This window comes from Methylomonas sp. AM2-LC (assembly GCF_039904985.1).
Classification (GTDB): domain Bacteria; phylum Pseudomonadota; class Gammaproteobacteria; order Methylococcales; family Methylomonadaceae; genus Methylomonas.
Genome location: NZ_CP157006.1, coordinates 25,672 through 38,541, shown reverse-complemented (window position 1 = coordinate 38,541; position 12,870 = coordinate 25,672). Strand labels below are relative to the sequence as shown.

Sequence of the window (12,870 nt, the reverse complement as noted above, 5' to 3'; positions counted from 1 at the left end):
TTAGGCTTCCAGGTGCTATTTGACCACCGCTCGCTACCGAGTACCTTCCTGGCCAAACAGCGGTAGTTAAAGGGTTAAAGTTAAAAAGCCCGAACCGCACGCACGCCAAGCGGATTGAGCTTAGTGATGGGGGTGTACTGGTAGCCATTGGTGAAGTGCTGGTTCCACGCGTAGTAGCTGCCGCTCTCCGAAGAGCTCCAATAGAAGTCGTTAGCAAAACCACCCACAACGCCTTGATTTAAATACAGTTGATTCAATTCATCCTGTGACGGAAGATACCAGTCAGAATAGCCATTTAAGGTATATGCAGAAGCGGTTGCCGCGGCATTGGTTGCCGTGCCTTCATAATATGGGTTGCCGTTACCTGCGCCGCCACCGGTGCCACAGGCGGCAATAATGGCGGCGGTGTTTGCCGCGCCTGTGCCGATTGCGGTACCGGTGCTGCCTATGGTAGTCCATGTAAATCCGTACCAGGGTGCGGTATTTATTTGAGAGGCGTCCCAACCCCAGCAACCCCAAGTAGATGGGGTTTGATCCTCTGGTGCGGCTTCTAAACCGTGACAGGATGAATCTGTTGAGCCAGGATTGACATAAAAGATGATGCCGCCTGCTGGACCTGGACTACCAATTTGGCAACTGTTGTTGTTAAATTGCGCCGTTATATTGATCGGATTACCCACTAAATTCAAAGTACAGGTAGTTTGACTATTTGTGCCTTCTTGACAATTAAATGCTTGGCCTGTTAAATCTTGGACTGACCATCCTGTGAAAGTCGATGAGCTGTTTGGGGTGGCGGTTAAAACCACGGTTTGCGATGAACTGGGATCATAAAGATATTTTGCGTTTCCACTGGCACAACCAGTGGCGCAATTTATATCTGAATTATTAGTGTTGCCTGAATTTGGGTTAACGGCACTGGTCACCAATCCGTCGCCAGTTCCACTTTTGGTTAAAACCGTTTTTATGTATTTTGTGACAGTATAATCCGCTTCAATTTTTAATGAGTTTTCAGCCGCGAGGGTATAATTCGAATTAAGCTTAATGCTGCAGACTAATTGTAACGGATTATTATTTTTGGATGAAAGATTGTACGGTACTTCAATCTGGGCTAGACCTGGAGATAAGCTTGTGTCAATCGTAAAGAAGTTAGAATAATTTTTCGTGAGAGGAAAATTAATACCAAATATGCTATATGTCGCTTGACATTCAGGAACAAAATTAAGCATGTCAAAGCCAACTGTTACAGGCTGTTCATCTGGATAGAGCGATCCGTTACCAAAATTAGCTAAATTATTAATATAATTGTTTAAAGTATTACTGCTAGAAATTGATCGGCTTATCAACTGCTTGAGATTGTTTGATAGTTTAGATAATGTGTCTGGGGGGATGGATTGAAGTTTTTGCCCCACACCTTTTAGGAATCCTGCCGCCTTAGAGGCGGAAGCCAGCAAATTTATTTTATGGGTTATCAAAACTTGTGGGGTGTTAAAATTATTAAAAGGGACATCTACGTTAGATACATTAAGACCAACATATTCATAATAATAGGCAAGACACTGTCCAGAAGAACCGGTAATCGGCAACGTACATTTTCGACCGCCAGTCGGTCCCGTCGATTTGATGGTGAAATCTGCTATTTGTCCAAATTCCGCATAGGCAAATGTTAAACCCAAACTCATTGCAGTTGAAAAGGATTTTAAATCAGCACAAACTGATGCAATTATAATCTCCCCTGGCCCCGTTAATACGCCAGGAACTAAGGATATAAAACAACCGTTTGCAACTGTATCAACCTTATCCACCCATTGAGAAATAACAGCAACACCTTGTCTATCGGAAAACCACTGATTAATGTTTGCTGCTGTAATCGGGGGATATGAGGGCGTTGTGGCTGCCTGGGCAGATTTTCCCACAATTGCACTGGTCAAAATTTGCATTAATTTTTTGGTAAGATTTAAAGAGGCATTTAAATCATCAGGCAAAGTATTCTTATTATGCTTAGCGGCTAAGCTGTTTAAATTCCAATTTTTTGTATTGGATGCCAGTTGCGCTGCTTGCACGTCCAGTTGATTCAACAATAAAACCCTTTCCAAAGTGTCGAGTGACACCGAATCTAATTCAGCTATCGCATTGGATAAATCATTACTGACTAAAGTGGATGTTGAACTGATAAAATTACTGATTTGTGTGAATATTTGCTGTGAATTAGGATCGGTATACAAGCTACTGGCTTTGGCAATGGATGTTTGAAATTGCGGCAGCATATTGGTGTATGACTGCTGGATACCCGTTACAAATGTGTTGATTGTTGCCCCTGCCGGATTTGGGTTGTTCGGCAATGCAGTAACCGAAAAGTTGTAAGTAATACTGTTGTCCACCTGAACTGGATAGATACCTTGTGTCAGCGGAATCAATTGACCTGAATTATTAGTGCTGACAGGCACCATAAAACTGATTTGTTGGGAGGATATAAAGTCGAAGCTGGCTATTTTTATGCTCCCAAACGAGATTTGGGAAGTGCTGGTAAAACCGGTGCCGTTTAAAGTAATAATGGCGCCGGACGGCGCAGCATTGGGAGAAATATTGTTAATTGTCGCCGAACCCTGAGTTGATGGATCAATAGCCGCAAAAACTTCCAAAGTAAATGTAAACTTTTCCTGAGTAGGATTGGAGAATTCCAGCAAAACATTATCCACTGAAGAACCAGGTGGCAATATTCCTTTTGGTAGGGCTACCTTGATGACAGGATAACTACCACCATTGCTTGAAATTCCGGCTGAATTAGCCAAGGTAATTTTTGTGGGATCGCTAATGTTTACGGCGATGGATATCGAGCCGTAAATCGGGGTTTTCGAGCTATTGGTTAAGGTTAAGAGGGAATTGAAAGTTTTAGTTGTACGGTTGTAAACCAAACCCGATTTTATGACTTCAATCTGTCCGGTAACATCTGCTGGAATCGTTGTTACTCCAGTGGTGGCTAAACTCAGTCCTGACCAACTCAATAAACCTATCAAAAACACTATCACAGTACCCTTCATCTCTTTGCTCCATTTTTTTGATCAATTGGGGATTAGTGAACATTGAATTCACGAATTATCTAATACGATTCTGCTAGGGTGTTTAAACGCGTTGCTGTCTTTTTGCCTTTAATCCCAATCCCATCAATCCAAACATCAACAACCATGCTTCGGAGAGTTCAGGTACTGCTGAAATGTTAGATACTTGCCAAGGACTGTTACCATTACTTAGGGTATAAACATTCAAGTTGCCACTTGCAGTACCATCTATATTGAACAGGAATAAGGCATTACTGCCGGTTGGATCAGTGGTTTGCGTGAAATTACTGCCGCTATAAGCAACAAATGCCGAAAACGAATCGGGTGTGCCTAATGGGTCTGGGGCGTTTTCCGTCAAATTCAGGTGAAAGGAAATTTGATTTCCAAAAGTGATGTTTTGCGCATATTCATTAAATAGAGTTGTGTCAGTTCCGAAATCGACTGTTGACGGAAGGCTTCCACTGACTTCGCCCAATGGTGTAATTACGCCTAGCGTACCATCTGTGCTGAAAGACGAAATCGTAGCGAAGTTACTGGTTGAATTGCCGCCACTGATAAAATCCAAATAAAAGGTGCCTGTCTCGCCTTTAATTGATGAAGTATCTGCGGTAAAAACCAGATCGGTTGCTTGGGCTGACGTTGAAAGAGAAATTGCGCTAGCACAGAGGGTAAATCTAACAATGCGAGTTAGTTTATTCATAGTTCGTCTCAGGTCTAAGGTTTGGCCTTACTTCTGTACTCCGAAGTACGACAGTTAAAGGTTAAATTCAAAGTTGCAGACCTGAATGCCTCATAACAACTGTAGAAATGCAAGTGGCTAATTTTAGAGACAATAAAGTTTGACAGAATCATACTATTTTATGAAGCAGTTCACAAATTTTACAAAAGTACAATATCTAATTGCTTATTTACGTGCGGGTATTCCAGAATTCATAATGTTAAATCGTTCTGGTTACGGCTCTTCATCAATAGAAACAATTAGCCACTTCACTATATAATTTTTGATGTTGCTGAAGATCAGTGTCAGTTAACCAGGCAAAACCAGTCGGAGAACTTTCGGTATTGCCACAGACCGCTAGGTGTCGAGTAACGTCATTGGATACACCGTTTCCTAATATGTCTTATATCATGACGGAATTACCTAAAATTAAGAAGTGAGTTCATGGCTGGCTATTGGATTCAAAGCCGCTAAATCATCGACTTGCACAGTTATTCCGGCAAATCTCGATAACAGGCTCCTTGCCAACTATTACCTTCACTTGATTTCAATCTTTTAGTTTATAGCATTGCTATGTCACAACAGTTAAATAACCCCAACATGGCCCGAAGACTTTGCCGAGTTCTTTAAACGTACCATCAGGAAGGTCTAATATCTTTACAGTAAGAGTCCCGCACTCGCTTTAATAGTTTGGGTAATTGGCTACCGCTAAACCGACAAATACACTAAATAAGACCCCCATTGTAGGGAATACAGATACGGGTATAGGTATTGGGCAGATCACCCATAGTATAGTTATTGATGTCAATGCTAACAACATGTGCGATGATGTATTATATATTGGTGGCACAGGCCCACCAAAAGTTTCTGTTTTCAACTTCCGCTCTAACGCACCTACCACGCATCCAATCATAAATGGAATTATCAACCAAACACCCCAACGCTTTATAATCGACAGACGTAGAGCCATACTGTAGAGCTGAAGCCTTACAGACGAAGACCAGTTACTAGATATGTCTGCCATCAATTCGCTTGCACCACCTTTTTCCCTAAATGAATGCGCATCCCCCTTTCTATCTTCAAATTCGTTAACAAAATTGGCAACTAGAGATAGGTTTTCTGAATAAAAAATATTAAGGTCACTATTTATTTCATCTTGACCTCCTAACATAGTAGTCGCTGATGCATAGTCATTTTTTATATACTTCAATATTGTTGGTGGTTTCATAAAGAAAGCAATGGATAAAGGTGTGAATATTAAGACCATTATCCATATTAAAAAATGTTTACCCATTTATAAATACCCTGCGAGCTTTAGTTCATTCGTTGTAAATACGCGCGATGCATAAATCAGCTTAATTCCATCAGTCACTACATCTTCCTGGGGATTTCTAATCCACATTAATACTTCAATATTCGCTCTCTTTATTACTCCATCCAGATAATCGTGGGCGCATGTCTCATGTTTTACCCAATATCCACCATTTTCAATCATTAAAGTAGTCTTCATGCATTTTTCAAGCTCTGAGACAATAGCTCTAATAAATATAATCTGTTCTTCCATTCCATCATCATCTTCAAATTTTTTTGCCGAATTAAAACCTTTTGCAAGACACTCAACCAACAAACTCTTTTCTTTTGATAAAGGATCGGGCCAGTGTTTTGTTAAAAGCGAGGTCAGTCTTTGACTGGACTCTCTAAGGTTTGGCCATCTTGCAAAAAGCTCTTGTGCCTGAGAATATATACCAGCCGCCTTACATGCCTTTTTTAATTCTATAGATGGCGTCTCAAGGCAATCTTTCTCGTTGGGGTTTTTAACTTTAAAAATTACTTCTTCTTGTGCCATTCAGTTTTCGCGAGACGTGGGAATTCCCACTGGGATAGCTCCGTTTATCGACGGCCTTGCTCGCTCTCCAATTTACTATCTTCAGGGTTGATTTCAATTTTATTTCCCCTTTGCATTTTATGACCAGTTATATTCTGGTTCGTTTTTATAATTTTAGAATTAAACATATAAGGTTGGTTTTTCCCAGAAAATAAAACTACTGAGCCCCCCTTTTTATAGTTTTTCTCGAACAATCTCTTTTAAGTTTTTAAACCTAATTATCAATTATTGGCAATCTGCCCTTTATTATTCTTCCGCCTGCAATTGATGCGATATAGTGAAAATTTGGTAACTGTCCTAGTAAATGCTGAGGAAACAAGTCATGCTCTGCATAGGTCAAAGATTGTCCTCTGTTACCTGCATAATTTACGATGTTCTCCGAAGTATTTACAGCGCTTGATATACTTTGTTGAATAGTATGAATATACGTTTTACCAAATGTTTCACAAACAAACTTTTGGGTTTCACCGTCTTTAATTCTTAACGAAATCAGGTTATTACAGTTACCTATAACCTGTCTTGCTTTTGCCTCATCTCCAAGTCTAGCAACGATATCTGGAAGTGTTTGTGTCGCCATAACAACTTGAAACCCTGCACCACGCCCTTTGTTTAAAATTTGAATAAAAGGTGCGTTAACCACCTCAGCTGCTTCGTCGACAAACATGGATATACGTCCATTGCGTTTCCCACTGTTGTAAATATGGCCGGCAACAGATGCAAGATCAGATAACAAAATTGAGCCTATAGCCGAAGATACAATTGAGTCTGATAACGAATCGAGCCCTACATAAAAGACATATTTCCCCTCAACAATTTTTCCCGTATCGTAAATTTGTCTTTTATCATTCTCATCTTCAGGTGACAAAAGCTCCCCTAACTCACCGGATGTAAGCATATTCAAAACAGGTATAAGTGATGCTATCATTTTGGAAAAATGAAGTCTGTTGTGTTCTATAAGCGAAATCAAACCATCAATACCTTCATTACCTTTAGATGTATTACTTAATTCGGAACGATACCACTCTATTACGCCAAGCCATTCAGGATTTGTTATGGACTCCATCTTTCTTCCTTTTCCGTTTTTGGCTTTTTCTATGTATTTTTCACAGCTTATTTCCCATCCACTATCTACTCTTCCGGCATGTGTTTTTATGGCGTTAACAAGCAATGATTCTGAACCACCTTCAATGTAATATCTAAGAGATCGTAAGTTAGGCTTTTTATTGGTCTCAATCAAACCCTGAGCCACTAAATTTAGAGCTCTAAATGCAAACGCTGTAAAAGTATCTGAACCACCACTCTGAGATGGCAAAAGAGCTGCAATTCTTGAAGCAATCTCCGTTGTTCTCGTAAAATTTCGCATAGTGTCTAACCTAATACTTTCATTAGGGAATGCAGGGTGAAAATAGAGAAAGCTATCTGATCTACCTGACCGATTACATTCCAATTCCATTCGATCACGGAGTTCCTTATCTCCTTTTGGATCAATCATGATTACAGTATCGCCGCGATGTATAGCTTCTGTAACCATAACTTCAAAAGCTCTTGTTTTCCCAGAACCTGTAGTCCCAAAAAAAATTGTATGCCCCTCCAATGACTTGAGTGGTATTTCTATATCTTCTTCTTTTCCTTGATTAAGTCCATGTATCCATGGACTACCAGGTAACTCTTTGTCGGTTACTATATTGCCTGATTGCATGTAATCAACGGCTCTCTGTGTATGTTTTGGTTGCCAGTCAAACCCCCACCCAAACCACATGTTTTTTTGATTAATTTTTTCCATTAATATATCAATGGGCATAAATGCCATCATCTTTTTTTTGCCAGGATTTGGTCCTCTGCCGATTAGCTTTATGCTTTTAAGTCCCGACCGTGCACTAAGATATAAATAAATCAGAATTGGCATGATCATGATTTGACCACCGGGTAATACAAAATACCCAGCCAATACTGATAGACAAGCTACTAGCCATCCTATTGCAATGTACAATTCGTAAGGTTTTCTTACATAATGATCGTAACCATTTGATGACATTTTTGGCTCTATTTGTAGTTTTTAATATCTATTTTCAAAATAATATATCTTGAATCTGGTCGTCCGTTATCCTCAAAAGCTGTATCCAATCCGTTTATCATCTCCAATAGATCGGCAGATCTAAGTGCTTTGACACAATCATTTAACTCTAACTTATAACGTTTGAATACCTCTGTAAAAACCTTTGTTCGGTTGTTTCCCAAATATATCCAGCTTCCATCAGTTATTTTTTGTAATCGTTTAACAATTAATCTCGCACGATCCTCTGAATTATTCGAATTGACATGCGGGGTAATTTTTAAATTATTAACAACCTTCCTGCCTTTTGACTTTTCGCTTACTCCCCCAAATAAGCCACAAATATCTGTGTTTACGTTAATAGCATTTTCAGGTATTTCATTTAATTCCGTGACATTGGTTTCGTTATGATATTCGCTGAAAATTTCCCCAGTAACATTATCAAATAAAATTATAGTTTTTGGTTCAATAAAATTTTCATCATTATGATAAGTATTATCGACTTCAGTTATTAACTCAACAACATTATTATTTGAATTTTCTTTTACTTGTATTTCATTTATCTCGGTATATGATTCCGTCGTGAATTTTCTTATACTTTCTTGGTTAATGTGTTTATTTATTTGATTATTACCATTACATGACTCAACTATATCTTCATAATCGTCTGGATATGTAGTATATAAGTTGTCTGCTTCTTTAAATATTTCATCGTCGTAGCTCACTCTCTGATTACCGATATCCTTTGAATTAACTAAATCAGTGCTTTCAGAAATTATAGCTTTAATTTCAGTTTCTTTATTAGTGTTAATCAGGATAGATTTAGGTGTAGAATCTACATTTTCAACAATACGTCCCATTAATCCATCAAGTGATATATCTTCATTATGTTGATATTCTTCGTACGTATTATCTTGCTGCTGATTACCAGCGTCTATTAATGTATTTTGTATTTTTTCGGATTTATTTACCTGATCCGCAGGCGAATCATCGAAAACTCCTGATCTTACTATCAATGGATAACTCGTCACCAAAAGATCTTTTTCATCAATCTTTCCGTACAATGTCTCAAACCTAGCCATTTTTATAGCATCGCGCAATTCTTTTTCTTGACTCCCGAACACAGGTATTTCAATTTCAAACATTGAACCATTCTCTCTGTTTGGACTAATGATTTCTGCATTTAATAGTAAGTCAGCTAAGCCTTCCATGTTTTGCGGCACATATGGACATTCACTGTCCTTTAGTTGCTTTTTTAGATCGTCGCCACCTTGTGGCCAAATTATAAAAATTCCATCAGGTCCATGCCATACACGCCCATTTTCTTCGTTTGTTTTCCAAACTAGTTTTTTTAACAACTCTTTCATCGCATCGATGATCCATGGCTCTAAATGCATACCTGCCACTGGGAGACCGTAATTATCACCGCGCGTATTTATATCCCTCTCAATTACCTTTATTTTGATTTTTGAATTAATTTTGGTAAGAGGGTTAGCACCAAAACGCCCCGATTCATCTTCATTTTCGTATTCCCGTTGACATTCTTCGTGTAAAGACATCAGTAGAGTTTGCAGTATTGATCTCTCACCATGATTTAGTATTCTCATTTGATGATCATCAATTGCCATAACAGCATAACGATGCATAAATGGCCTATCAACATCCTTATTCCATTTTATTTGATATTCACTGACTTCATTTTTTACAATCCACTCACTAAGTGGTAGCTTTCCTGGTGTCCATAAGGCTTGATCTTTTTTTGTGTCGTGAATATCTATCCTCGATAGTGTTTTAACTGCCTCATTAAAAAGGCCGTTAAGAAAACACGCATGAACCCAAAGAAATGCATTTTCACGCCGAACCTCCATGTCAGATCGTGTGAGTATTCGAGATTCTGCGGTTCTTATTGAAATCAAACCCATTTCTAACGACATCTTAAATAAGCCACCTATTTCAACAAAGTGTTCTTTTTCGGATGCCGGTAAATAATGAACCATATTCGCCAGATGAATGATCGGACTCATAACCAGTGTTTCAAATTTTTCTCGATTACTTTCTCCATTAAATCCCCTAGCATGCTTAATAACGTGAATCATTTCAGCGCTACTTTTAATCAGATTAGAAGAATCATCCCCTTTTATACCTTCTGGAAAAGCCGGAAGCCTGCCAAGATACCCACTTTTATTTATAGATTTAATCCCTTCATTATTACCATCATTAAATACAGGTGTTATTTGGATACCACCTTTTCTTTTTCTTTCAAGAAAAGGAAATAGGCTTTGTAGATCTAAAAATTTCATCAGATATGATCTCGTATCGAATCTCTAAAATTGTTTTTATTTACTGAATCAATTTTCTTTTGGATAAGGCGACGTATATATATAGGATTTCTTATGTTTTTAAATTTAATATCATCCATCCCGTTACGACCCGCTGAATCCATTCGAAGAGTTCCTATACCTAACATACGTTCAGTTATGCTTTGCGACACTTGAACTGTTTTTATATCCAAATATCTTATTTGAACCTGGCTTAACGCAATCAATCCTTTTCTTAAAATGACACCGTCATCCTCAAAATATATCCTGTTTGAAAAGTACGAATATATGAATCTCAAACCATACGCAAACCAAAACACGCCAAGAGCTTTCGTAAATCCAATTAAACCTGCTCTGTTAATCCACTCAGGAAAATCTTGTATTGCTACTAGTCTAAAAGCTAAATATATCGTACTGACTGGCTTTAATATCATGAAGACACCAACCATAATTTCGAGATAGTTTTCAATAAATCCAAGAAATGATTGTTTATATTCGCCTGATATTAAAAGTTCATCATGTCTTTCATTAGCATGAGTAATTTTGTTTCCAGTATTAGTTATAGTTTTAGAGGCAGTAAATCCAAACATTCCGTCTGGCATTACCTGGTATATATTTTTAGTTTCACGAGACAAAACAACTGCAAATTCTGTTGCGTCATCGTAGCTTGAAAAAGAATTATCTATAATACTGTATGCCTTCGGACTCATAATATATTTGACCTGCTGTTTTCGATTTTAACAAGTGTAAATCTTGCTGAAATTTCTTCTTTAACGCTTGTTTGTAACGCAAGGACATTAAATGGCTTAAGAAACTGTAAAAGCTTTAAATCTAGCCTCATTTTTTTTACTAAATTATCCCAATACATTTGATCGACACCTAAAACCACTTTCGATGCAACATTCGAAAAAAAATCATCTGAAAAATGCGTTGGTGATTGACTGGCACAAATTAAGCCTAATCCAAATTTACGCCCTTCCTTTGCTATCGTATTAATAATGTTGTTCTCATCGTCCCTGAAAAATAAATGGGCTTCATCGATAACAATAATTTCTCTAATGGCGCCACCACCTATGTGACCACGCTCCATTGCGCTTGCAAAAATTTCTTGTAATCGAAATTCGACAAACATCCGTTTTTCATCTTCTCTAAGTGCGCATAGATCATATCGCCAGACAGGAGTCGTTCCATCAAAAGGAGGTGTTTTGCATTTAAAAATACCTATCTCTTTAAGGTTTTCAAATCGATCAAATACAGACTTGAGCAAGTCCTTAGATTCATATTTAATAAAATCAGATAGTTCTTTACCCGTTTCTAAGTTTTCAATATATGACTTATACAGCGATATAGCTTCCGTTCGTAATTCCAGGGATTCCTTTAGTAGCTTTTCATCTTGCTGGCCACGTTTATGTAAATTTTTTGTATTACGGTATATTCTTGAGGTGGTTTTATTTAACTCTTCTAACTTTACAAACGATTTTGAGTCTCCACCAACCATTAATTGTTTAAGCTTCCCAAAAGAAAATCTGCAAGCATCGTCCATATTGGGGTATTTTTTTGCCCTTTTTCTTTCGAAGCCGTCATTTAGTAGCCATGATTTAGGGTTGTCTGCAAAGAATCCATTGGCCGCGTATAAATCTGTAAGAATGTTCCGCATAACTGCTATCTGACGCGGACCCAATTTATTTGTCCCATTAACTACCGCTATAAAATCTTGAATCCTTTTTCGCACTCCTCCAAAATGTTCATCAGACGACACGACAAATGGGTTTAACCCGTACTCAGTTGATTCAGAAAATTTTACAGAAGAGCATCCGTTTATCTCTATATCTCCATGCACATCCATGATGTGAATTCTTGGTGCGTTAGGCCGAGACAAAAATTTATTTATCAAACTTTTAAGAAATGTTGTTTTCCCCGTGCCTGATTTTCCAAGAACAAGCATGTGGGCATTTACCAATGATGTGTAATCCAAGATAACAGGAACATCTCTTTTGTTTTTGTTCAACTGGTAATCGTCTCTACCGATTTCTACATGCATGCTTTCATAAAATAATGATTATTGAATTCAAGATCGCATCTAAATCCGATCTTGCTCTTTGTTGCCATTCTATTGTGTAATTTAAATTTCTGTTTGGGCGAAAGGTGCCAAAAAAAAGCCCCATTCGAAAAACTTTAGTGATTGCTGTTATTTATTCGTGAGATTTTCAGACGATTTTCCAAAATATGTGCGGTTATACTCAGGAACAACTCGATGCCATTGCCGATCAAATTAACGCTAGACCCAGAAAGGGGCTCGGAGTACGATGCCCTCTAGCTGTATACAGAGAACTGCTTATAAACAGCTCGCAACACTCAACCCTGATTCATTAATTGCGAGGTGTTGCACTTCACTTTTGAATCCGCCCACAATTTAAAAACTAGTTCACATTTTCCAATAAGTCTATGAATAATATCGATAACAAAACAATACCGGAACTTCTAGAAATTATCGAAAAGGCCCAAGCTACATTAGAGATAAAACGACATGAGAAAAAAAACTCTATTATTGCCAAAATTAGAGAATTAGCACTATCAATTAATGTTTATGTTGAAATTACAGAACGAAATTCTGACAAAAAATTGACTAAAGTAGTCGCAAAATATCAAAATCCTAACAACCCTTTACAGATGTGGACAGGACGCGGACTTATTCCGAAATGGATGCAGGAAATGATTGATCAGGGGAGTTCCAAATCGGATTTTCTTATCACAAAATAGGGTCAAAAATCGTTTAAGAAAACCGATTGTCTTTGCTGTTTAGTGTATTGACCGAGAATTTATACTCAGGCACGCCAAAT

Annotated in this window: 9 protein-coding genes; 1 reads left to right on the top strand and 8 read right to left on the bottom strand. The window is 38.0% G+C overall.

The features are described from left to right. Positions 1–80: 80 nt before the first annotated feature. From ABH008_RS22540 to ABH008_RS22505, 8 genes are all read right to left on the bottom strand, one after another. Positions 81–3,038, bottom strand: a complete 2,958-nt coding sequence (locus tag ABH008_RS22540) for a DUF1566 domain-containing protein (RefSeq protein ID WP_347990192.1) — start codon at positions 3,036–3,038, stop codon at positions 81–83. An 82-nt stretch (positions 3,039–3,120) separates the two neighbouring features. Next, complete coding sequence (locus ABH008_RS22535) at positions 3,121–3,756, bottom strand: NF038129 family PEP-CTERM protein (protein ID WP_347990191.1); 636 nt, start codon at positions 3,754–3,756, stop codon at positions 3,121–3,123. 700 nt (positions 3,757–4,456) lie between these two features. Next, on the bottom strand, positions 4,457–5,068 hold the full coding sequence (locus ABH008_RS22530; RefSeq protein ID WP_347990190.1) for a DUF4400 domain-containing protein: 612 nt from the start codon (positions 5,066–5,068) through the stop codon (positions 4,457–4,459). Further along, the gene (locus ABH008_RS22525; protein ID WP_347990189.1) at positions 5,069–5,620 is read right to left on the bottom strand and encodes a hypothetical protein; all 552 of its coding nucleotides are present in this window, start codon (positions 5,618–5,620) and stop codon (positions 5,069–5,071) included. It lies immediately after the preceding gene. 253 nt (positions 5,621–5,873) lie between these two features. Further along, positions 5,874–7,694, bottom strand: coding sequence for a conjugative transfer system coupling protein TraD (gene traD, locus ABH008_RS22520; protein WP_347990188.1), 1,821 nt, complete (start codon positions 7,692–7,694; stop codon positions 5,874–5,876). An 8-nt stretch (positions 7,695–7,702) separates the two neighbouring features. Continuing rightward, positions 7,703–10,012: a MobH family relaxase gene (mobH, locus tag ABH008_RS22515; RefSeq protein ID WP_347990187.1), complete on the bottom strand. Its 2,310-nt coding sequence runs from the start codon at positions 10,010–10,012 to the stop codon at positions 7,703–7,705. Further along, complete coding sequence (locus ABH008_RS22510) at positions 10,012–10,740, bottom strand: PH domain-containing protein (RefSeq protein WP_347990186.1); 729 nt, start codon at positions 10,738–10,740, stop codon at positions 10,012–10,014. Before ABH008_RS22510 ends, mobH begins: the two co-directional genes overlap by 1 nt. Then, positions 10,737–12,071: an ATP-binding protein gene (locus ABH008_RS22505; RefSeq protein WP_347990185.1), complete on the bottom strand. Its 1,335-nt coding sequence runs from the start codon at positions 12,069–12,071 to the stop codon at positions 10,737–10,739. The genes ABH008_RS22510 and ABH008_RS22505 overlap by 4 nt, the downstream gene beginning before the upstream one ends. Before the next feature lie 404 nt (positions 12,072–12,475). Here ABH008_RS22505 and ABH008_RS22500 point away from each other — a divergent pair, with 404 nt between their 5' ends. Further along, a complete protein-coding gene (locus ABH008_RS22500) occupies positions 12,476–12,790 on the top strand; it encodes an H-NS histone family protein (protein ID WP_347990184.1) in 315 nt (104 codons plus the stop codon). The last annotated feature ends 80 nt before the right edge of the window (positions 12,791–12,870 follow it).

What these genes read in the sequence shown, in the direction of transcription:
- ABH008_RS22500 (WP_347990184.1), top strand. Translation starts at nt 12,476, where the DNA reads ATGAATAATATCGATAACAAAACAATACCGGAACTTCTAGAAATTATC.
- traD (WP_347990188.1), bottom strand. Translation starts at nt 7,694, where the DNA reads ATGTCATCAAATGGTTACGATCATTATGTAAGAAAACCTTACGAATTG.
- ABH008_RS22510 (WP_347990186.1), bottom strand. Translation starts at nt 10,740, where the DNA reads ATGAGTCCGAAGGCATACAGTATTATAGATAATTCTTTTTCAAGCTAC.
- ABH008_RS22525 (WP_347990189.1), bottom strand. Translation starts at nt 5,620, where the DNA reads ATGGCACAAGAAGAAGTAATTTTTAAAGTTAAAAACCCCAACGAGAAA.
- ABH008_RS22535 (WP_347990191.1), bottom strand. Translation starts at nt 3,756, where the DNA reads ATGAATAAACTAACTCGCATTGTTAGATTTACCCTCTGTGCTAGCGCA.
- ABH008_RS22505 (WP_347990185.1), bottom strand. Translation starts at nt 12,071, where the DNA reads ATGCATGTAGAAATCGGTAGAGACGATTACCAGTTGAACAAAAACAAA.
- ABH008_RS22530 (WP_347990190.1), bottom strand. Translation starts at nt 5,068, where the DNA reads ATGGGTAAACATTTTTTAATATGGATAATGGTCTTAATATTCACACCT.
- mobH (WP_347990187.1), bottom strand. Translation starts at nt 10,012, where the DNA reads ATGAAATTTTTAGATCTACAAAGCCTATTTCCTTTTCTTGAAAGAAAA.
- ABH008_RS22540 (WP_347990192.1), bottom strand. Translation starts at nt 3,038, where the DNA reads ATGAAGGGTACTGTGATAGTGTTTTTGATAGGTTTATTGAGTTGGTCA.